Raw genomic sequence first — 22,521 nt, forward strand, 5'->3', positions numbered from 1 at the left:
TGGGGAAGACGCGGCCAGGTGTTCGAACGTGTGTTCTAATCCTAGCGAAAACCGGTGCCTCCGGGGAACCGTTTCGGCGCGAGGGGCATCCCCACGACTGACACGGCGCGTCCGCGCGCCGCTTTCGAACACCCCGCCCCCGGACCCGGGCACCGCGTCCGCGGAAGCCGAGGGCACAGTCAGTCCAGAGCACACCAGCGTGACGGCATCGGTACGCTGTGAGCGCGAACTCCACGATTCATACGAGGACCCCCAACTGTGACGTCGAACGGGCACCAGAGCGGCAAAACCCTGCGCGCGGGGGACCCGCGCGAACTCGACGGTTACCGCATCGTGAGCCGTCTCGGCCGGGGCGGCATGGGCACCGTCTACCTCGCCAGGGACGCCTCCGACCGACCCGTCGCAGTCAAACTCATCCACCCCGACCTGGCTGACGACGAGTCCTTCCGGCTGCGCTTCGCACGCGAGGTCGAGTCCGCGCGCCGCGTGGCCCGCTTCTCCACCGCGGGGGTGATCGGCGCCCGCCTGGAGGGCGATCCCCTCTTCATCGTCTCCGAGTACGTGCCGGGCCCGAACCTGGACGAGGCGGTCCGGGCGGACGGCCCGATGACGGGCGGCACCCTGGAGGGCCTGGCCATGGGCGTGGCCGCGGCGCTCACCGCCATCCACGGCTCCGGCGTGGTCCACCGCGACCTCAAGCCCGCGAACGTACTGCTCTCCCCGGTCGGCCCGAAGGTCATCGACTTCGGCATCGCCCGCGCCCTGGACGAGGCGGCGGACGCGGTCACCCGCTCCAGCCAGCTCATGGGCACCCCCTCGTACATGGCTCCGGAGCTGATCCTGGGCGAGCGGGCCACCGCGGCCGCCGACATCTTCGCGTGGGGCTGCCTGGTGGCCTTCGCCGGTACCGGCACCGCCCCCTTCGACGCCGCCACGGTGCCCGCCGTCCTGCACAACATCTCCTCGGCGCCGCCGCGCCTGGACGGCCTGGACCCGGACCTGTACGACCTGGTCAACGCGGCGCTGGACAAGAACCCGGCCAACCGGCCCACCTCCAAGCAGCTCCTGGCGCGGCTGACCGGCCAGGAGGACCCGCAGGAGGCCGAGGTGGAGCGCACGATCAGCACCTCGTGGGCCCCGCCGAGCAGTTCCCCGGTCCCGGGGCAGCCGCCCCAGGACACCGGGGCCCAGGAGAGCGGGCCCGCGGCGCACCAGACGCCGAGCGGACCGCAGCAGGTGGACGCGCGGCACCCGGACAGCGGGCCGCAGCAGGGCGCCGCGCTCCCGGACGGCGGCCAGCCCCTCCACACGCAGGCCGCGCAGTACAGCCCGTACGCGCCGCCCACCCGCGTCCAGCGCCCGGGACAGCCCCACGTGGTTCAGCAGCCCGGCGTGGAGCGGCACCACGGCGGCCCGGGTCCGCAGCCCCCGGGCCCGCAGCCGGGCAGGGGGCTCGGCGGGTACCCGTCCCAGGGCCAGCCTCCGGTCCACGGCCAGCAGGTCCCCGGCCACTACGCCAGCTCCGGCGGTCAGGCCCCCTGGACGCACCAGGCGCACGGCGGTTACGCGGCCTCGTCCCAGGGCCAGCCCGCCTTCAACGCCTACTCCGGCCCCGGAGGCCCGGGAAACCCCTCCGGACCGGGCGGCCCCGGCGGGGCGGGCCTGCCTCCCGGACGGTCCGGCGGCTCCCCGCGCGGGCGCAGGCGCCTGGTGGTGGTCGGCGCGGCCGCGGGCGCGGTCGTGCTGGTGGCCGCGGCGGGCACGGCGGTCCTGCTCAACGGGGGCCCGGAGATCCCGGAGAACACCGTCTCCGTCTACAACACCGATTTCACCACCGATCCGGGCTGGGTCAGCAGGACCTACGAGCACGAGGACTCCGACGGCTACTGGGCCGAGCGCAGGGGCGTCCTGCTCCAGCTCGACCCCGAGGACAGCCCCAGCCGGGGCGAGGTCGTATCGCTGGACCGCGAGGAGGTCCTGCCGGACGACGTCCTGGTGAGCACCACCGCGTACGTGGTCCAGGGCCCGGAACAGGCGACGTTCGGCGTGCGCTGCTGGGACAACGACGGCGAGGAGTACCGGAGCCAGTACGAGGGGCTGCTGCGCTACGACGGCCAGCGCGCGGAGATCCGCCGGATGCACGAGGGCGAGGGCGACATCACCCTCGGCGAGACCACCGACGTCGCCGGATACACCCCCCAGCCCCTCTTCGACGATGCGGTGCGCGAGGAGTACGGCTACGAGGAGCGCGATCCCCTCGGGTTCGACCACGAGGACATCCCCACCAACACCGTCACCCTCTCCTGCGCCCTGCAGGAGGACGGGGAGGGCGACGAGGTCATGGAGATCTCCCTGTGGGTCAACGGGGAGCACGCCGTGACCGCTGTGGACGAGGAGCCACTCCCCGACGACGCCGAGGCCGTGGAGGACCGCCGCAGGGTCGGCATCGTCACCCGCTCCGGACCGGGCAACGACTTCCTGGGCGTGCTGTACACCGCCTTCTCGGTCCACGAGATCCTCGAGGAGGACCAGTCGGCCAGCCCTCCGTGGCCTCTTCCGGATCCGAGCTGACATGATGCCGGGAACCGACCCGGAAGGAGCAGTGGACCCATGCGTGCCATCGTGATCGAGGAGAACGGCGGGCCCGAGGTGCTGCGGCTGGCCGAGAGGGACGACCCGGCGCCCGGTCCCGGGGAGGTCCTGATCGACGTCGAGGCCCGCGGGGTCAACTTCATCGACATCTACCAGCGCAGCGGCCTGTACGACGTCCCGCTCCCCTACGTCCCGGGGATGGAGGGCGCGGGCGTGGTGGCCGCCGTCGGCGAGGGCGTCACCGACCTGTCCGTGGGGCAGCGGGTCGGCTGGGCGATGGCCCCCGGCGCGTACGCCGAACGGGCCGTGGTCAAGGCCTCGCTGGTCGTCCCCGTCCCCGACGCGGTCTCCGCCGAGCAGGCCGCCGCCCTGCTGCTCCAGGGCATGACCGCCCACTACCTGGTCCGCTCGGTGTACCCGGTGGCCGAGGGCGACACCGTGCTGGTGCACGCGGCCGCGGGCGGCACCGGCCTGCTGGTCACCCAGCTGGCCAAGGAGCGCGGCGCGCGCGTCATCGGCACCGTGTCCACCGAGGAGAAGGAGCGCATCGCCCGTGAGGCGGGCGCGGACGAGGTGGTGCGCTACACCGAGACCCCCGTGGCCGAGGCGGTGCGCGACCTCACCGGCGGCGAGGGGGTGGTCGCGGTCTACGACGGGGTCGGCCGGGACACCTTCGACGCCAGCCTGGCGTCGCTGCGCCCGCGCGGCGTGCTGGCGCTGTTCGGGCAGTCCTCGGGAGAGGTGGCCCCGGTGGACCCGCAGCGGCTCAACTCCGCCGGTTCGGTGTACCTGACCAGGCCCTCGCTGGCCTACTTCGTGGCCGACCGCGAGGAGCTCCTGGGCCGCGCCGGCGACCTGTTCGCGCTGGTGGGCGAGGGCCGTCTGGACGTGCGGATCGGCGGACGCTACCCGCTGTCCGACGCGGGACGGGCCCAGAGCGACCTGGCCTCGCGCCGGACCACCGGCAAGCTCCTGCTGGTCTGAGCCGGGTGGTCGCGGGCCGCGCACAGGCGGGCGGGGGAAGGTGTCACCTCTCCCCCGCCCTCACGGACGGACCGGTCATCCGGTTCTTCGCACGCGACCGTGCGCTCTCTCCCCGTCCTCGCGGACGGACCCTAGTCCTCCTCGCGCGGCCCGGGCGGCCGGGAGCCGCCGAGGGCCGACCCGGCCCGCCGGACGTCGTCGCGGGCGTCGGCCACCGCGCGTTCGGCGGCCTCGGCCGCGTCCACGGCCGCCTGCGCCGAGGAGGACCGGGTGGGATCGGGCGCCGTGAGCTGCGCGGGTCCCCGGGGCTCGGCCTTCTCGTCCTCCTTCTCCGTGGAGGGAACCGTCGGGGCGTTGCCCGCGAAGGCGTGGCTGACGTTCTTGACCGCCTCGGTGAGCTCGCCCGGGATCACCCAGAAGGTGTTGCCGTCGCCCTCGGCCAGGGACGGCAGGGTCTCCAGGTACTTGTAGGCGAGCACCTTGGCGTCGGCGTTGTTGGCGTGCACCGCCTGGAACACGCGCTCGATCGCCTTGGCCTCGCCGTCGGCCCGCAGGATGGCCGCCTGCTGGTCGCCCTGGGCCTCCAGGATGGCCTGCTGGCGGGCGCCCTCCGCCTTGAGGATGCGCGACTGGCGCTCACCCTCGGCGTGGAGGATGGCCGCACGCTTGTCGCGGTCGGCCCGCATCTGCTTCTCCATCGCCTCCTTGATGGTGGGCGGCGGGTCGATGGCCTTGATCTCCACGCGGTTGACGCGGATGCCCCACTTGCCGGTGGTCTCGTCCAGGACCCCGCGCAGGCGGGTGTTGATCTCCTCGCGGGAGGTGAGGGTCTTCTCCAGGTCCATGGAGCCGATGACGTTGCGCAGCGTGGTGACGGTGAGCTGGTCGATGGCCTGGATGTAGTTGGCGACCTCGTAGGCCGCGGCCCTGGGATCGGTGACCTGGTAGTACAGCACGGTGTCGATGTTGACGACCAGGTTGTCCTCGGTGATCACGGGCTGCGGGCGCGAGGTGAACACCTGCTCGCGCAGGTCGAACTTGGAGTTGACGCGGTCCACGCCCGGGATGAGGAAGTTCAGGCCGGGGTTCAGGGTGCGGATGTAGCGGCCGAAGCGCTCGATGTTGTACGCCCTGGCCTGTGGGACGATGCGGATCGCCGACAGGGCGACGGCCACGACGACGACCGCGAGGATGATGAGGGCGATGGTGGGTTCCATGTGCTGGCACCTGGCCTAGGTCGGGGACGTGGCTGTGTCGGGGTTCAGGGCAGTGCTTCGCGCGGGTAGACCACGGCTGTGGCCCCGTCGATCTCCATGACGTCGACGCGTGTGCCCACCGGGATGACGAGGTCCTCGTCGATGCAGCGCGCGGACCACTCCTCCCCGGAGAGCTTGATCCTGCCCCGGTCGGCGCCGACCTCCTGGAGGACGACCGCGGAGCGTCCGACGAGCGCCTGGGCGCCCGACCTGACGACGGGGCCGCCCCTGAGCTGGCGCCGCATGATCGGCCGCACGAGGTAGATCCCGGCCGCCGCGGTGGCGGTGAACCCGATGATCTGCGCGGCCACCGGAAGGCCGATGGCGCCGAGGAGGGCGGCGACCAGCGCCGCGACCGCCAGGAGGCCGAGTACGAACGTGAGGGTGAAGACCTCGACGACCCCCAGGCCCACGGCGAGGATGAGCCAGATCAACCAGGCGTCCATGTTGCTGCGGCCCTCCCGCTCATGTTCGGGTATTCCTTACGCTACCCATACGGACCCGGCGAAGCACGCGATCCGGCTCCAGTGTTCCCCTGCCGTGACACACGGACGCGGCCCCCGCTGGCACCCGCTCGGGGCCACCGCGGGCCGCGTCCGCTCCGCCCGTCCTACCGTCCGCCGGAGAACTGGTAGACGAGCTGGTACGTGGGCCGGTTCTGCCACGCGATCGGCCACATGTTGATGCCGCCGACCGCCTGGTGGATCACCGTGTCCGCGCACAGCTGGTCGCCCGGGTCGCAGTGCTCGTCGCCGGGGTAGACCTCCGCCGCGGGGGTGTCCGCGGCCTGGGCCAGGGTGTCCAGCAGCACCGTACGGCAGGCGTCGGGGTCGCCGCCACCGCAGTAGGCCTCACCCAGTCCGCCCTCCACCTCCTGTCCGAGCACCGTGCGCAGGTCCTTGTCCACGTAGGACCACCAGCCGTACTGGAACGCCGAGCCCCGGTGGGGCTGCGACTGGTTGACGCTTCCGGGCTCGCCTCCTCCGATGGAGCCCGAGGGCGACTCGTCGGTCTGCACGGCCCTGGTGAGCTGGGTGTAGAGGTCCTCGCCCAGACCCGGTTCGAACTGGGCCCGGACCAGCAGCGGCCACCAGGCGTCCAGCGTGCGGACGGCGTCGGCGTGGGAGTAGTACCCGGCGTCGCGGAAGGGCTCGCGGCGCAGGGATCCGGACTCCTGCCAGAGCCGCAGCTCCTCCACGACCGCGGCCAGTTCGGGGTCGTCCACGGCCTCGGTGCCGATCACCTCCAGCAGGAGGGGGAGGACCTCCTGGGCGCGCAGGTCGGCGACCCCGGCCTCCATCATCACCTGGGTCAGGCTGGCGGTGGTGAACTCGTGCCCGTCGGCGACCAGCGCGGAGACGCGGCCGTCGATGAGGTCGCCGCGGTGCACCGGTCCGGTGGCCCAGCCCGAGGTGTAGCCCTGGGCGGGCTTGTTGTTCCAGTTGACGATGTAGTCGGGGTTGACCGCCTGCGGGTGGTCCTCCTGCGGGTGGTAGTCGGCGCCGTTGGTGGCGGGGTCCCAGCCGGACCAGCCCGCGTCGGAGTAGGCGTCCACGGGCAGGTTGGGGTTGGTGCCCTCGGTCCGGACCGGGTTGGCCCCGGAGTTGACGAAGGCGATGTCCTCGTCGTCGACGTAGTGCCAGTTGAAGGCGTAGCCGATGTCCTCGGCCGCGTCCGTGAAGGTCTGCGCCGAGGTGACCTCTCCGGGGTCGTTGAAGCGCTGGAAGCCGATGATGGAGTCGACCTCGCGCATGTAGGTGGAGCGCCGCGTCGTGAACGCGACGGGCTCGCCGTCCACGGTCGCGAAGGAGTGCACCAGGCCGAACTCCGAACGCAGGGAGGTCAGCATGTAGCCGCCCGCCGGCGTGCCGTCGGCGATGGTGGGCGACCACTCGTTGGTGACGCTCAGCTCCTCGAAGGGCACGCAGTCTCCGGCGGTGTCCACGTAGGCGCGCGACCCGGTGGTGGGCGCGGACCCGTCGGTCTCGCACAGTTGGACGGCGAAGGTGTCGGTGACGTCCTGGCCCGCCGAGGTGGCGCTCCAGGCGTAGTCGACGCCGCGCCCCATCTGGACGTAGAAGCTGACGCCCGCGAAGGACGCGCCACGCGCGCTGATACCCGGCCCCTGGAGTTCCTGGAGCATGAGCAGCTGCGGGGAGAAGTAGCCGGTCTGGGGGCCCATCACGGCGACGGGGTTGCCGCTCGCGGTGTGCTCGCCCGAGACGAGCAGGGCGTTGGACATGCCGCGGGGGTCGGTGAAGCCCTCGGGCAGGACGCCGTCGTTGAACACGCCCTCCACCGCGGACAGGTCCTCCTCCTCGATCATCCGCTCCAGCTCGTCGCGCTGCTCCTGGGGCAGGTCCTCGACGGCGGGCGCCTCGGCTCCCTCCTCGGGCTCCCCCACCGTGCTCGCCAGCGGGGCGGGCTGCTCGGCGGTCTCGCCGCTGAGCGCGGAACCGTGCTCGTCGTGGACGATGTCGTAGGGCTCCACGGAGCCGGGGTCGGGCACGGCCTCGCCGACCGGGTCCTCGGGGGTGCCGCCGTAGGGGAACTCGCCCTCGACGCTGACCACGGCCTCGGGGTCGTTCTCCATCCGCCAGGCGCGGTAGAGCTCCGCGCCCTCCTCGGCTCCGTAGCGGTCCCGGAAGTTGGCGAGCACGACGGCCGCCTGGACCTCGCCGCCGCCACCGCCGCCGAAGATGCCGCCCACCATGGCGGCGATGCCGACGACGTCGGTGGGGGTGAAGGGCTCGATCTCCCCGGCGTTGGTGATGGCGTCCTTGTGCCCGGTCAGGACGTACTCTCCGGGGAAGTCGCGGTCGCCGTCGGCCTCCTCGATGTAGGCGTTGACGCCCTCCAGGTAGGCGTCGACGTCGGCGAGGGCCTGTTCACCGCGCTCTCCGGCGGCCGCGACCCGGTCGATCTGCGCCTGCTTGTCCTCCTCGGTGTAGGGGGCGCTGCGCCACAGGTCCTGTTCCAGCCCGCGGTTGCCCTCGGCGCCTCCGGCGAAGGAGGTGAGTTCGCCGCGGCCGACCCGGCGCAGCACGTCCATGAGGAAGAGGCGGTCCTCGGCAGCGGCGTACCCGGCGCCGAACATGGTGCCCTCGCGGGTGGTGCCCTCCACGTGCGGGATGCCGTGGTCGGCGTCGCGGGTGATGGTGACGTCGTCGCGCGGCTGGTACCGGCGCCCCACGTCGTCGGAGTCGACCCCGAAGCCGGCGTCGAGGAAGAAGTCGTCCAACCCCTCCTCGGTGAGGCCGTCGTAGTGGTGGACGAGGTTGTCGTACATGTCCAGCTGGCTGGAGGAGTGCCGCGGCCGGGTGCCGAAGACCTGGTGGCCGAGGATCTCGACGAGCGTGGCGCTGCCGTTCTGGCCGGGGGGAAGGATGTCGTTGCATCCCCCGGGCGCGCAGTAGTCGGGTTCCGGTTCGGCGAGGGCCTGGGGGGCGGCGGGCAGGGCTGCGAGCGTGGCCGCGGCCACCGCCAGGGCGGTACCCGAGGCGCCGGTGCGTAGCCGTCGTCTGAACGAGGGGAACAAGAGCTGTCACCACCTGGGGGTGCGGGCGATGGGTGAGCGCATGCTACGCACGGTTAGGGAAATCGCGAAAGAGATTCACATTTGGACGGGCCAGAGGAACCCCGTACCAGAGAACCGGCGGGTTTGGGGTGACCCGCGCCACAAGCAGCCCGGATTCCGGGGCGCGGACGGGAAAACGCCCGGTACGGGGGCCGGGGCGTGGCCACATCCGGCCACGGCCCCCGGCCGCGGCCCCCGCGGGGCCGTGGGCACGGTCGGAACGGCCCTGGAGGCAGGGCGGTACGGCCCTGGAGGCGGGGCGGTACGGCTGGAAGGGGCCGGGGGAAGGGGCGGCGTCAGCGGGGAGGGGCCCGGGAAACGGGACCGCACAGGCGGGACCGGGCAGGGGGGCATGCGGGACGGGGCAGGCGCTATCGGGCAGGCGGACAGACGGGCGGGTCGGTGCCGGTACCGGGGAAGTGGTGTTGGGCCTCCCCGCCCTTTGACACAATCGCGGCATGAGCGAGTACCCCAACTCCCGCCCGGGGGAACCGTGGTGGCACGAGCCCCACGGTGAGACCCCCGGCTGGGGCCTTCCCCCGCAGCAGCACAACGGCGGGGCCCTGGAGCCCTACGGCTCCCCCACCGGGGGCTACCAGCCCGCCGCCCCCCAACCCCAGCCCGAGGGGGACGTCCCCCTCGGCACCATCGGCGAGATCGCGTTCTCCCGGCACACCGTGATCACCCCCGTCGGGCGCTTCCCGATCAGGGGAACGGTGTGGACGGTGAACGACATGAGCCGCACCGAACGGAACACGCCCACCTGGGCGATCATCGTGGCCATCCTGGTCTTCTGGTGGACCTGTCTGCTCGGACTGCTCTTCCTCCTGGTCAAGGAGCAGAGGACCACCGGGCACGTGCAGGTCACCGTCCAGGGGCACGACAGGCACTACAGCACGACGATCATGGTGACCCACCCGGGCATGGTCGGCCAGATCCACCAGCAGGTGAACTACGCGCGCAACCTGACCTGAGTCGGGCCCGCGCCCGGCGCCGCCCCGGGACCGGACGGCCGTCCGCTTCCGGGGCCGGCGCCCGCGGTCCCGGGGTCCGGGGCTCTGCCGGCCGCGCCGGAGCCCCGCCCCGGGTGTTCACCGAGGCCCGCGGCACGCGTCACCGGGCCACCGCCGCGGCCACGGCCAGGGCCCCGAGGTGGACGGCCCGGGCGAGGCGGACCGCCCGGCGGATGTCGTCGACCCCGGCCCCGGGCCCGTCGCCCATCGCCGGGCGGCGCTCCTCGCGACCCCCGTAGACGTTGGCGCCGCCCAGGGTCCTGCCGAGCGCTCCCGCGAACGCGGCCTCGCACTGCCCGGCGTTCGGGCTGGGGTGCCGGTCGCCGTCGCGCCGCCACACGCGCCACGCCCCGCGCACGTCGCCGCCGACCACGGGCGCGGCCAGGACCGCCAGGAGCGCGGTCAGCCGGGCCGGGCCCCACCCGGCGAGGTCGTCCAGCCGCGCCGAGGCGGATCCGAACCGTTCGTAGCGCTCGTCGCGGTGGCCGACCATGGCGTCGAGGGTGTTGACGGCGCGGAAACCCGCCAGGCCCGCGACCCCGCCCAGGGCTCCCCAGACCAGGGGGCCGACCACGGCGTCGGAGGTGTTCTCCGCGACCGACTCGACCACCGCCCGGGCGACCCCCGCCTCGTCGAGCCCGGAGGGGTCCCTGCCGCACAGGTTCGGCAGGAGTTCCCGCGCCCGCGCGAGGTCGCCCTCCTCCAGGGCCCCGGCGATCCGCTCGGCCTCCCGGCACAGCATGCTGCCGCCGAGCACGGCCCACGTCGTGGCCGCCGTCGCCGCGCCGCCCCGCACCACGGAACCCGCGGCCACCACCGGGAGCACGGCCCCGGCCGCGAACAGGACCCCGCGCGCCCGCGAGTCCCCGTAGACGCGTCGCTCCCACCATCCCGCGGCACGCCCGTACAGGGCGACCGGATGCCCCCTACGCGGGTCGGGCACCGCCTTGTCGAGCAGGAAGCCCGCCACCAGTCCCAGAGATCGCACCCGACCACGTTAGCCGCGTCAAGGAAGTCCCTCGCAACTCCCAAACCACGGCAAACCATGTTTGTCCCTCTGAGTAATAACACATACACAAAGAGCAATAAGCGGCTGACCGCAAGGAGCCCCCGCATGCTGACCGCGCTGGCCGCGCTGTTGGTTTCCGCAGGTCAGTGGTGGATGTTCTGACTCCCCGTCCCACTTTGGGCACCGGGACTTCGCGAAACGCCCGGGGTACAGCACCGCACCAGGAGTTAATCACCGGTAACGTGGTGCGCGAGGCCCATAGCGACCGGTTTGGTGGAGCGCGCGTGGTAACGAGAGGCAACTACGAATCACCGTAGTTGATGAGGCTTTGCCCGACTGTGGGCGACATCGGACGAATACCCTAGAATGTCTGCCCGGGACGCCACCGGCACCACGGCACGGGCCCTTCCGGCCACAGGCCCGCCGACCGGCCCCCGCCCCGCCTCCGGCACGCAACACCCTCCCGCGACCACGTGTCACAGCGTGATCACGACCTGCCATGGCGGGCCACAATTGAATCGAGCACCCGTAGCTCAGTGGATAGAGCACCGGACTTCTAATCCGATGGTCGCAGGTTCGAATCCTGCCGGGTGCGCCACAAAACCCCAGGTCAGACGGGGTGCGCGAGTCGAACAGACGAGGCGCCAGGCCCGGATCGGGGCCTGACATGCTCCCCGTGTGCTCCGCAGTGCAGGGTCCAGTACAGGTGGGCGCCCACCTCGCGGAGCACTTTGCCTGCCGTTGACCCTGCGGGCCCGGGCCGAGGCGGCCCCGTGTCCGCCCACCAGCGCCCCGCAGCCGCGCCAACGACCCCACCCTGGCTGGCATGTACGCCGCATCGCCCGACAGGTCACATACGGCCGTTACAGCCCAAACCCCTTACCCAGCAGAGCCTCTAATAGACCCGGGATGAAACACACGTGAACCTTCTAGCACCGGTGGAGCCTGCTAGCAATAGTCGCCTACGCGTTCACAGCCGTGTGCCGCCTGCGGTAAAACCGCAACCACCCAGCCCTGAAAGAACCGATGGCGTTGCCCTGCAACGAGATCGCCCGCCTACTGCACACTCTGTTCGTTTGCCCGCCGGGTGTGAAGCGCGTGTTGGCCTGGTCGGTGTTCAGACGCGTCTACCAGACGCGATCCCGCGCATGCCACTACCGCAGACAAGAAATCCGGGAATCATGACAAACCGGAACTACAAATGGAGCATTAGACGACGGCCACCAAGTCCTCGCCACGCCCCATGAGGCGATCTCTAACTCGGTTGCTGATGGTGCCTAGGTTTTCCCATTCCAGCAGCCATCCGAACGATCTTGAATACCGCCGCACTTCCCAAGAACGCACCTCCGGCAAAAGGCTGGTTTTCCTTCGTTCCGGCGAGAAGCGCGAGCCCTTCATGTTTCAAATCTTCGAGGCTGGCGGTGATACTGCGTTGGGCATCACGAACTCCGGCGCGAGAGTCCTCGACGTCAAGTGAGATGTCGCTCCAGTCCCGGAAGGACTGAACCGCCTCATCTATGAGATCCTGCTCGTCGTCAGTGCAGTCGTCTGGCTCGATGGTGTCTAGCCATCCATGGCAGTTGGAAAGGATCGGCCAGAGGTCACGGCCTGTCTTCATATAGCTGAGCTGTACGACCCCAAGCTCAGGGTTTTCCCTCGAGATGACGTCGATGATCCTGTCCACCTGCTCTCGCTTGAGTTTACTGATCCTATTTGCAAGCGTTTTGAGATCCCACACCTCAATGACGACGCCTCGGAACCGAGGGCGAAGCTCATTGTCAATGAACTGGTCGACATCACCAGGCAACGTGTCGTTGGTTAGGAAGCGCCATACCTTTACGTCACGGTGCCCCTGGAGGCAACCCTCCAAGTCACCAAAAATCTTCGCCTTGGTTTTATCGATTCGCTCACCACGCGTCGCATGAGCGGCGAAAAATATCCGAGCTTTCGGACAGTATCCATCGTTTTTGGTATCACCCCTCGGACCGGCAGCACGCACCGGTTGGTAGTCACCGGGGTACAACTCCAGGCCGAGTCGATCCATACAGTCCTGAAAGGCGTTGCCCTCCATGCGGAGGAGCTGACCTTCTATGAGCTTGCGCAGCGAGTTGAGATCCATGTCAACCATTACCTCATAGTGCGTACATCCGGCATAGCTAGGTTACGCAGAGCAGGTACCGCTGCGGAACCTTCGACCGCCGAGCAGCCTCTCGGCCATACTCCTGGGCGAATAACACCTCCAAATCAGTCCGCCCAGCGTCTCTCCGTTTGACCTGGGTGATTCGATCCAGGCTGTGAGTGGTGCGCTGGCGCTCGTCTGCTGCCCGCACGCCTTGCCCTCCGAGTTGGCGTGGGCACGGCTCTGGCTCACCGATGAAGTTGACCAAGATGTGGTCACCTCGGTCATCACCGACCTTTCCGGAGATCATCTGACCGGTTTTCCTGCAACCGGACTCGGACCTTAACCCCTATCACCAGGGTTTCGTTATGGTTTTATTGAAGGCTGGTGTGTCCTGCGTTTTTCGGAGCCGTATTTCTGGATCCTGGGACCATGTGACCCCAAGGAGGACACAGTGGGACGTAGCGCAGACCCGGGCACTGCAAGCCTACTCAAGGTGGCACAAAGTCAATGTTCGCCACCCGGACGTGCTCACGGCCCGACGCCGCAAGCGTACCCGCCATATTTCAAACTTGACGGTGCCGACAGGGTAGAGACGGGCATGGCAGACTGCGAGTACAACGGATTTCCTGAAGCAAGCTCTTTGGCCAGAACCGCTCCTAAAAGAGCTTCATTATCATGCATGAAGCTTAGCAGGCATCGTCGCAAGACTGCCACCAATACCGACACCACCTGACCCCGAATTTAAAACAGCCACAGACGGTCATATGCTCGAAATAAACCGGGACCTCCCACATATTAGGCACTACCTTCAAGGTTCTGTCTGGTCGACAACCCATAGCAACGTGCAAGCGGTCCTCGGCCTTCGTGAACCCTCACCAAATACCGCCTAGGCGGGAATTGTCCGCTCGATTTCGTGATCCTTCCCACTGCGGAGCGTCAAAGGTATGCGGTCACCATTTTGCTTTCCCACAGCATTGAGAAGAAAGAGTTCGAGCTGTCGGCAGGTCGGACAGACCTCCACAGTCGCAAAAGGCCATAGAGCCAAGGGCCTGCTAACGCTTCGGTGCTGTACGTACATACGGTCTGGGTGCAGGAGGCCGCTCGGTGATTTCTCGAAGGGTTCCCACTCGGGGTGAGCACCTCGCAAGCTTCGTCCCACGAGTCTGTGTTCTGTTCCTGTGTACTCACACCTCTCGACCCAGTTCCACGACAGGTCGGAGAGCCAAGACGCCGAGTCGAGAAGGCGAATGATCAGCGGTTCCAGAGTCGCAACCTCCTCCTCCAGTTCGTGCTGGGCGCTTACACCGTGTGCGTGCCCGAATGTGTTTCTCTGGCCCTGAATCTGCCTCAACAAATCCAGAGTCCCTCCACCCGAAGGGTCCGCGCTCAGCCCAGGGAGCAACGACTCCGCGTCTTGATCAGATTCCCCCAGTTGTTTGAGCAGGTGCGTCCAGGTCCCGAAAGTGGCACCACGCATCTTACTGAACTGATCATGCACCTCCGCTGGGATGCCAGTGCTCGTGCTCGAGTTCAGGACCGCCGCCGTCATAATACCTAGGGTGCGGGCCACACTTTCACCCAGTTTGAGTAGGGCATCCTTCCTCCGCTCAAGAGAGGCGTGGCTAACTCGCACCTGGCGGGCCAAGGTCGCGATCGGGTACGGGTAACCCCATTCAGCGCGCCATATTGGGTCTTCGAGGGGTTCGGTTAGCCGTGTTATCAGACGTGCCCTTGCCGAGGCATGACGCGCTACCAAAAGGGCTTTCTCTGGAAACCCCTGGGTGTACTCAAAGACGTTAGGATACATGTCCTGAGCGACCTTGGCTAGCGCTTCTCTGCCTTTTTGGAGATCACTAAGTGAGTCATTGAAATAGGCGTCTCGAATAATTTCAGCCGGAACTGCCAGCCCCAGTGTCGGTCGGCCCCGAGTTCCCGAAGCATTCAGGTCTTGGCACCGGAGCCATTCACAGAGTGCCTCGCCAATGCCGTCTTGATGGGGGCGGAAGACCTCCAACTGGGTCAGAGCCTCCCCGAAGCCCACGGGCAGGAGACGCCAGTTCTTGCCGAGCCCCACCACGTCGCCGTCTCTGCATGAGGCCCACCGTTTTTTGGACGCCTCAACGTTACTAGATCCGTTAAGTTCGGATGACGTGGAAACTGTCATGAGACTGGTCGAGTCCAGCAGAGGTAAGCGCTTTAGGTCGGACTGGGAAAGCCGCTTGGGGGTTATCTTACGTGCTACTTGCGCCAGCGTGCTAAATTCCCTTGGCCGAGATCCTCGAAGAAAAATTTCTTCTGGAAATTCGCAACCTTCCTTGAGAGAAGCCGGATCGTACCAGGCTCCCGGGAAATGAGGGTGGATTCGTTTCCGCAGATAGGAATCGACATCCGTTTCCAACGGAACTTTCTCTTTGATGGTTAGCGCAGGGTCGGGACGGGGAGACCCGATGTCGTTCAGTTGGACCTCCCCGGAATTGCAAGTAACCGCAGCAGACTTGATAACAGAATTCAACACCGCTGGGGGAAGGGGTGTTGGCGCATTGATTTTCTTGAGTGATTTCGCGAGATCCCGCTCGAACTCCGCACGGGTGTTCCAACTGACTCCGACTGATCGTTTGAGTGCGGCGACCAGGGCATCCTTCAGAGGGTATTTTTGAACCGGTTTCGTTCGTTCCATGTCCTCGATGCTGCTGTCAGTGACGGCGAACCGTTGCCTGAGCGCGCTCTGGAACACCAGGGTTCGATAACGACAGGTGGAGTTGGGTACGCGGTGGGCTCTGCCATGTTCGTTTGCTACTCTCCCCTCGGGTGCGGTGAGGCAGGCCCGGTACAGGTCGGTAATTGCACGGACCTGTTGCACTGTCGGATCCTTTCTCCTTTTCTCTGATACATGGGACTCCGCTATAGGGCCGTCACGTGCGTCAAGGAAGACGATCTCTCCCCGGGCCTTGCTGTCCTTTCGGTTACTCAACAGCCAGATATGAACAGAAATCATGGTGTACGAGAGGAACCCCGGAGGAAGAGCGATGATCCCCTCCAGCAGGTCTTCGTCCAGGAGCCATTGACGTACCTTCGATTCCGCGGATCCCGCATCCCCGATAGTCGTGTGGTTCGCCGGAAGAACGATCGCCATGCGGGCCCCACCATCTGACGGAGCTCGCATGTGCGCAACCATGTGTTGGAGGAACAGGAACGAGGCCATGTTTCCCTTAGGCACTCCTGCGGGAAAACGCCCCTTCGGTCCCTGTTTAGCCTCTTGAATGATGCTATTCGCTTCTTGGATCTGAAAGCGAGGGAAACCGAGGGGAGAGGAAACCAGATAGTCGAAGCGCATACTTCGGTGCTGGGGATCGGTGAGTGAACTACCAACTCGGAAGGAACTCGGATCTTTGTTTGTCAACAGCGCCCAAGCGCGACTCACTGCGAGAGCATTGGAGTAAATATCCTGGCCGGAGACCCTGACCTCTTGCCAGTTTGGCGTTGCAGACAGCCGCTCCTCGACAGCGGCAAGCAGCGCGCCTGTTCCACCGACAGGATCGTAGACGCTCACAGAGCCTTTCAGACGCGGTGGAGTGAGATCCGCTTCGACGAGTAATGAAGAGACCAGAGCTGACAGACCAGAAAAGGTGTGCTCGGCAGTCGAGTAAGGACCCTTGTCGAACAGGAGATCAAGAAGGGCCAGGAAGAATCTGGACATGTCTTGGTCAGTAAAATGGGACGGGCCTAGGTCGACCCTGGAGAACGCGTCGAGTAGATGATGGATCACTGCCGTTTCCTGTGAGGGCAAGGACGGCAAATTGGAAATAAGGGACTTTATGATATCCGTTACTTCATCGGAAAACCCTTGCGCGAAGCTGGTGACGTGACTTAGGAAAGAAAATTTCGTGTCGTATTGCGCGGATTCCCCATAGCTACCAGAAAAGAGGTTGGGCGCGTCCGCAGATCGCCCTTCGGTAGCCAGAAGTCCGGATTCCCTTAGACAGTCCATGCGCCTGAGCACTGTCAGAGCGATCACAATGTTATGGAAACCGTAACCGAACATCATTTCTGGGCCGTCGCCTACCGCAGATTGCAGATGCTTCATCAGTTCGTGGGGGGTGACGCTCAAGGGAGGCCTTTCAACTTGGAGGGACTGCATTCAGGACGCCCCGCACCACTGCACGGTTGTCCATCAGCATCACGATACAGCTAAGGGGCAGGAGGTTGAGGGTAAGATTTGTGCGAGATTGGGCTCCACGACGGGCGGGCCTGACCTGGGAACGGGCATGTTCGAGCGAACGGGTACCATCACGGCTTTGAGGGCGCCTGCCTGGTCTTTTTTGACGGGTCCGGGTGTTGCACCGATCGGTTCCCTTCGGCGTACCTGGGGACGGCGAGACCGTGCCCGTTGATCACCACCCGGCAGCATCATCGCCGGAGGGCACGCACCTCCGAGTGGCTATGCGTGGACTCACGTTCGAAGACAGTACGGCTGATCTACGCCGCCCGGTGCGAGCCGACACCCAGGAACACCTACCTATGCTCATTAACCTGGTCCACAACCAGTTCCAAGCGCCGGTATTGTTGTTCTGGGGAAATATTCGGAGCACCCGGCAGGATGGCTTCGCAATGATTTAACAAAGCGGCCGTGGCTAACCATCGTTCAGATACCCTCCCAGCCCCGGGCGTTGAAACCAAGGAGACGCTTCGGTCACGCGTGAAGACTCTTCTAACCAACGAGCATTTCAGAACATGAACGAGTTGGAGCGAACGCTAAGGTCGCATCTGTGGTCGGTTTAAAGGCGCCCTGAATTACTGTGGGAGTCAATCTGATCCATCGGCCTGGACCCTGCCCCACTTCCGTCAAACACCTGATTAAAGACCAGCAGCTCTCCCAGGGGACCTTTGATCCGATCGGTTGCCGGCCCCGGGCATGAGGAAACCCCAGGCCAGCCAGGGTGAACCCATGGACTGACCTGGGGTTGGTGGCGCCGTGTGGCTCGGGGTGTGCTCGCCGGTTCGGTTACCCGGCCGTCACCGGAGCCGGGCCGCGCAGCAGCGCGGCGGTGGCCTCGGCCGCCGCTTTGGCCACGTCCGGGAACACCGACTGGTAGGTGTCTTGGGTGAAGTGCGTGGTCGCGTGCCCCAACTCGCTGGACACGATCTTCACGTCCGTGCCTGCGGCCAGCGCCAGCGAGGCGGCCCCGTGGCGGAGCCCGTGCAACGTGATCGGCGGCAACCCGGCGGCCCTGGCGATGCGTAGGAACCAGTCACTGACCTGCCCCGGATGCCAGCCTGCGCCATTCTCCTTGGTGAAGGCCAGGCCACTGTCCACCCACGCCGCCCCGGCCTTGAGTCGGGCCTCGTTCTGGAACCTCCTCCAGGCCCGCAGCACTTTGATGGTGTCGGCGTCCAGGGTGATGGTGCGCTGCCCGGCCGTGCTTTTCGGGGTGGAGGTGATCGTCTCCCACGCGAGTTGTACGACCTGGACGCGGATGTCGATCTGCCCGTCCGTCAGTCGGGTGTTGGCCCAGGGCAGTCCGACCGCTTCTCCTCGCCGCAGGCCCTTGACCGCGATCAGGTGGAACATGGGGTACAGCCACGGGTACTTCCTCGCGTGCACCAGGAAGGCGCGTGTCTGTTCCGGGGTCCACACCATCACCTCCCCCGGCACGGTCCCGTCCTTCTTCCACTGGCGCACCCGGTCCGGTGTCCACACCAGCGGACGCTTCCTCGGACACGACGGCAGCCGCACGTGCGAGGCGATGTTCACCGACACCGGCAGATCCGGACGCCTGACGGCTTCGGACAACGCGCTCCGGAGAGTGGCGCGGATGCGGTGCTTGGTGGACAGCGAGATCACCCGCCGCCCACGCACCGAGGCCCGCACCTTCACATCGTCGGACTCGCGGCACTCCAGGATGTGAGCATTGGCCTCCTCAATCGCCGCGAACATCGCTTCGACATGGCGAGCCTGGAGCTTGTCCACCCGCAGCCGCCCCAGGTGCGGGACGAGGTAGGTGCGGATGTGCCCGGCATAGGAAGCCCGGGTTCCCGCGGCCAAGTCAGGCTTGCCCGCCAACCACTCCCCCAACCACACTTCCACGGTGGGTGGTTCGGCGCGCACGTCCACCGCCATCGCGACCCGCCTGCGCACCTCTTCCAGGTCCGGGAGTGGGCGGCGTTGCTTCAACGCCGCCTGGACCAGGTCAGCGATTTGCACTTCGACCGTGGGATCCTTCTCCGCCAAGCCCATCAAGGCCTTGACGTGCTCCAGCCCTTGACGGGCTTGTTCCTGGGAGGCCAGGCCGACCCGGCGGGCTTGGCGGCGCCCACCCTGGCTGGTTGGGGGAAGCTCGTACTGGAACGCCCACGCCCCATGGGCCGGGTTCCAGCCTCCGGTCCGGCGTTTGAGCTGCGGACACCTTGCCCCCAGTGCCCTGTCGGTGTTCTCGTCGCGGCATCCGCACCGTTTGAACGTGGACCCCTCACGCGCGGCCATGCACGGCCTCACCTTCGTCTCGCTTCCCACGCACACCACATCCGCTACACCCGGCAACCACCGACAGCGAGCCGACCTCGACCACCATGACCGGAGTGCTCACACCCGCACGTCTCACCTCTGAGCTGCGCGAATACGGCGTACGGCCCCGCGTGTGGCGGGGCACCACGCATCCACGCTCGACCTCGTAGAGGTGGTCAAGCGGATTCGACACAACCGCCGTCCGATGGACGCAGGACCCCAACAGATCGTCCGATACGCCCGATATCTCCCCCTTCCTGCCACCACCCTGACTAGGGCCGGTCCAGGGGCCAGCGATGTGGGCCCCACCGAGCCCGCCACACGGCCCGTCCGCGCCGACCGCCCCGTCCCAGGACGCCTGGGGCCCCGCCGCGCGGTGGGGCCGACGTCGGGGCGCTGACAGCCCCACGCCAACCGCCCACATCCCAGAGCCACACCATGGGCTTCGAACCCGCCGCGAACCGTCCCGTTCCCGAACAGTGCTTCTCCTCGCCACCGCGCCTCGACCCTTCCCCGTCGTTGCCGTGTACCTCTTCGCCCTGATGAACCCCTATGAAGACGCGTCAACTGAAGATGCGACACCCAACCTCAGAACCTCACGCGGCTCGGCCTCCGTCACCTCTCACCGCTAACAGACCAGGTTGCGTGAAGCGCGGACCGGGACAACAAAAAACACACGGGCAGAGAGGCAAGAGAGGGCTGCAATGCAGCACCCTGGGTCTGGGCGATCTTGGAGCCTGCAAAGAAGCAAGGGATTAAATACTTCTCTCATGATGAAGACAAAATACTTTCACTGAGAAAGAGGCAAAGAAAGAAGGGTTGCCGCACGAGCAGAGCGCCCGTGGAGGCGGGCGGGGCGGGCGCGCTCGCCCGCGAGCGAGGGCGCCCCGCCCCGCCTACGTGAGGAGAACTACCCACTGGGGTATAAGTCTGGACGGCCGTTGGCCCACCCATATGCCCTCTGAGCTGCACAGCAACATGGTTAAGGGTGGGCCAGCTAAGAGTGGCCCACCCGTTGGCCCAGTCGGTGGCCCATGCGCTGGCCAGGGGTTCACTTCGGGTTCAGTGGAGGTTCGCACCCCACCTTCACGCTTCCAAGGAAGTCGGAGGAAAAGCGCGCATGCACTTCTCGCAGAATCAGCAACCCGCGCTTTACAACTCGGCAGGCGAGAGCAATCCACCCACCTCGACTACACCAGATCAGCTCTCCACGGAAAGAGAACGCAAATGTCACCCGAGAGGAGAGGATCCTTTTTCCATGGCTTCTCAACCAGGAGAAGTCCGCGCGTGGCAGGTGAGCGGACTTGCACGCCCCTGGTCTGGCTCTAGAGGAAGAGAGGGTAGACGAGGCGATCAGGGAAGGAACACAGCGGAGGGGTGGGGGCAGGCACAGGTGGGCGAGGGCCACGGTAGACGTAGGCGGGCGGTTCCGCCCCCGCTTGTCGGGGCGGGCCCGCCCGCCTACGTGAAGAGGACTACCCACTGGGTATAAGTCTGGCTTCCCAACGGCCCACCCGCAGCGGCTCCCACCTGCACTGATAACGCGCGCGAGGTGGGCCGATCAAGCGGCCCACCTACAGGCGGAGGCACAGGCGGAGTCACAGGCCCCTGGAAAGGCGGAGTCACCGGCGGAGTCACAGGCCCTCCAACGGCCCACACCCTGACACAAGGGTCTGGCCCCCGCCACGTGAGACCGGAGCGGCACCGACCCGTGATCACGGTCAGCACCGCCCCGGCGTGGGTTCTTATCCCTCAGGTGGTGATCGCCTGCCAGCGACGCACAAGGTGGGCCAGTTCAGCGAACTCACCCTTGTTGCCGCCCCCAGAGCCGGAAGGTGGTGATGTCGCCGGGCCTCGGCCACCCGCCGTTTCCCTTCCTCGGTTCGCCTGCACGTCTCCCTTGGTGTACGTGCGGGCGACGCGGTCCTCGTGCCGAGCGAGGTAGGGGCGCACCCCGCGCACCCCTTCGTCGTCCTCGCACCACCCACGTGGTCCCGTGTACGGGGTCCGCTGCGGCGGCACCCTCACCGGAGCCTCCCTCGGCTGTTCCTCTCCGGGCCGGGGCCGAGGAACATTCGCGCTCCCCTTGGCCGCAGCCCGCACCGAGACCGGTTCACGGTCTCCCCGCACACGCCGCGAGGGCAGCGGTGGGCGGACCTCGGCCGCCAGTCGTGTACTCGGACCGGTGGGGCCGCAGAACAGCGCGGCGAGCACCACCCCGAGAACCCAGCGCACCTGTTCGCCCCAACCCTGACGGCGCCTGCGGTGCCGCCCGCTATGCTTCTCCACGGTTTCCTCCTGCTGTATCCAGGTGGGAATCACGCCCCGGGCCGGTGTTCTCAGCACCGGTTCGGGGCACCCTTCGTCATGTTTGTCAGCGGCCTCGTGAACGAGGCCGTTTCTTCCTGTGCGGCTGCGGATAAGTGTCAATGGCCCCAGGGCCGTACGCTCCCGGAACTGCGCTTCTCACCCACACCGCACAATTAGTCACAAAGCACCCCAAAGCCCAGCGAATAGGTACCCTTTTCGCTGAGGGTGGTCGATGTTCCCTTGGATGGGCGAGCACCTTCAACCCCAACCACGAAATACGTCCTGCCCCTGTTCGCTGGCCGTCCGTCACTGCTGGCCACGCGTGCGCCCGGACCGGTCGAAGGCGTCGTTCACTTCCAGGTCCTGGGGCGGGAGATGTCGGCGGGAGAGGACCTCTGCTTGGGCTTTGCGTTGCAGGGCTCGGCGTTTGCGCAGCCGGACCAGGTACATCACGTTCTGATGCCGGGCCCCGGGCCGGTCGTAACCCCACAGCTGGGAGGGGGTCTCGCCCTCGTGCCACAGAGCCAGGAACGCGCGGCGGGCCCGCCCCAGCGCGCGGGTGAAGGCAGGCGGGTCCATGTTCAGCGAACGTTCGGCGCGGCGTCGGTCCTCGTGTTCGGCCAAGGCGGTGAGGACCTGGCGGTGGGCTGGTTTCAGTGCGGTCCAGATCTGGGCCAGGGCCAGGCGGTCGACGATGTGGTCCTCGTGGGAGTGGGCGGGGGCCGAGGCGCTGGTCCAGTAGCGCACGAACGCTCGGGAGAGCAGAGTCTTGTCCTTGCCGCCCAAGCCACGGACCTTGAGGTCCTGGTAGTGCTGGGCCTTCATTGCCTTCCAGCCCAGGGCGATCAGCTCCGTCTCCTCCGGGCGTTCGGAGGCGAGTTGGAGGTGTTCGGTGATGGCCTCCCAGGCGGTCTCCGCGCGGTGCGCGGGGTCCATGGCGTCCACCCATCGGCATTCCCGGGCCGCCCACACCGCCAACCGCACCACCTGCACGGCGGTGTACCCGTGCCCCACCGGGTCATCGGCCCGGGGAGGGGGCAGCAACGGACCGAACTCACTCGATCCACGCGGAGCATGCACAACAGGCCTGCTGTGATCGTCCCCTCGTGTCTCCGTTGTCCTCGGTTCAGTCTTCGAAGGTTGCAGGGAATCGCAG

At 67.1% G+C, this 22,521-nt stretch carries 11 protein-coding genes and 1 tRNA gene; 4 read left to right on the forward strand and 8 right to left on the reverse strand.

Features of this window, described 5'->3' with window-relative positions; all coding sequences use genetic code 11:
* The first annotated feature begins 258 nt into the window (after positions 1-258).
* Positions 259-2,571, forward strand: a complete 2,313-nt coding sequence (locus EV372_RS03360) for a serine/threonine protein kinase (RefSeq protein WP_130394797.1) — start codon at positions 259-261, stop codon at positions 2,569-2,571.
* Positions 2,572-2,610: 39 nt separating this feature from the next.
* Positions 2,611-3,576 carry a quinone oxidoreductase family protein gene (locus tag EV372_RS03365; protein WP_130394798.1) on the forward strand — a complete coding sequence of 322 codons (966 nt, stop codon included), beginning with the start codon at positions 2,611-2,613 and terminating at the stop codon, positions 3,574-3,576.
* Positions 3,577-3,707: 131 nt separating this feature from the next.
* Here EV372_RS03365 and EV372_RS03370 read toward each other — a convergent pair whose 3' ends face one another.
* The 3 genes from EV372_RS03370 to EV372_RS03380 form a co-directional block, all read right to left on the reverse strand.
* Positions 3,708-4,793, reverse strand: coding sequence for an SPFH domain-containing protein (locus EV372_RS03370; protein ID WP_130394799.1), 1,086 nt, complete (start codon positions 4,791-4,793; stop codon positions 3,708-3,710).
* A 44-nt stretch (positions 4,794-4,837) separates the two neighbouring features.
* Positions 4,838-5,278 (reverse strand): NfeD family protein, encoded by a 441-nt coding sequence (locus EV372_RS03375; protein WP_013154452.1) that lies wholly within the window; start codon positions 5,276-5,278, stop codon positions 4,838-4,840.
* Between the two features lie 164 nt (positions 5,279-5,442).
* Positions 5,443-8,370, reverse strand: coding sequence for a penicillin acylase family protein (locus EV372_RS03380; protein ID WP_130394800.1), 2,928 nt, complete (start codon positions 8,368-8,370; stop codon positions 5,443-5,445).
* Positions 8,371-8,867: 497 nt separating this feature from the next.
* On the opposite strand from EV372_RS03380, the gene EV372_RS03385 reads away from it, so the two are divergent.
* Positions 8,868-9,383: a hypothetical protein gene (locus EV372_RS03385; RefSeq protein WP_130394801.1), complete on the forward strand. Its 516-nt coding sequence runs from the start codon at positions 8,868-8,870 to the stop codon at positions 9,381-9,383.
* A 139-nt stretch (positions 9,384-9,522) separates the two neighbouring features.
* Here EV372_RS03385 and EV372_RS03390 read toward each other — a convergent pair whose 3' ends face one another.
* Positions 9,523-10,410, reverse strand: coding sequence for a cobalamin biosynthesis protein (locus EV372_RS03390; RefSeq protein ID WP_130394802.1), 888 nt, complete (start codon positions 10,408-10,410; stop codon positions 9,523-9,525).
* 543 nt (positions 10,411-10,953) lie between these two features.
* Between EV372_RS03390 and EV372_RS03395 the strand changes: the two genes are divergently transcribed.
* Positions 10,954-11,029 (forward strand) — tRNA-Arg (locus EV372_RS03395).
* Between the two features lie 657 nt (positions 11,030-11,686).
* Here EV372_RS03395 and EV372_RS03400 read toward each other — a convergent pair.
* The 4 genes from EV372_RS03400 to EV372_RS03415 all read right to left on the reverse strand — a co-directional run bounded on the left by EV372_RS03400 (position 11,687) and on the right by EV372_RS03415 (position 22,409).
* A complete protein-coding gene (locus tag EV372_RS03400) occupies positions 11,687-12,559 on the reverse strand; it encodes a hypothetical protein (RefSeq protein ID WP_197044355.1) in 873 nt (290 codons plus the stop codon).
* A gap of 880 nt (positions 12,560-13,439) precedes the next feature.
* The gene (locus EV372_RS03405; protein WP_165435956.1) at positions 13,440-16,661 is read right to left on the reverse strand and encodes an N-6 DNA methylase; all 3,222 of its coding nucleotides are present in this window, start codon (positions 16,659-16,661) and stop codon (positions 13,440-13,442) included.
* An 894-nt stretch (positions 16,662-17,555) separates the two neighbouring features.
* Positions 17,556-19,034, reverse strand: a complete 1,479-nt coding sequence (locus tag EV372_RS03410) for a site-specific integrase (protein ID WP_130394804.1) — start codon at positions 19,032-19,034, stop codon at positions 17,556-17,558.
* Between the two features lie 2,637 nt (positions 19,035-21,671).
* Positions 21,672-22,409 (reverse strand): hypothetical protein, encoded by a 738-nt coding sequence (locus tag EV372_RS03415; protein WP_130394805.1) that lies wholly within the window; start codon positions 22,407-22,409, stop codon positions 21,672-21,674.
* Positions 22,410-22,521 lie beyond the last annotated feature (112 nt).

It is taken from the genome of Nocardiopsis sp. CNZ308, from assembly GCF_004217075.1.

Bases quoted from the DNA above. Each gene is read 5' to 3' on its own strand.
- EV372_RS03385 (WP_130394801.1), top strand. From the start codon at position 8,868: ATGAGCGAGTACCCCAACTCCCGCCCGGGGGAACCGTGGTGGCACGAG.
- EV372_RS03365 (WP_130394798.1), top strand. From the start codon at position 2,611: ATGCGTGCCATCGTGATCGAGGAGAACGGCGGGCCCGAGGTGCTGCGG.
- EV372_RS03410 (WP_130394804.1), bottom strand. From the start codon at position 19,034: ATGGCCGCGCGTGAGGGGTCCACGTTCAAACGGTGCGGATGCCGCGAC.
- EV372_RS03375 (WP_013154452.1), bottom strand. From the start codon at position 5,278: ATGGACGCCTGGTTGATCTGGCTCATCCTCGCCGTGGGCCTGGGGGTC.
- EV372_RS03400 (WP_197044355.1), bottom strand. From the start codon at position 12,559: ATGGTTGACATGGATCTCAACTCGCTGCGCAAGCTCATAGAAGGTCAG.
- EV372_RS03370 (WP_130394799.1), bottom strand. From the start codon at position 4,793: ATGGAACCCACCATCGCCCTCATCATCCTCGCGGTCGTCGTCGTGGCC.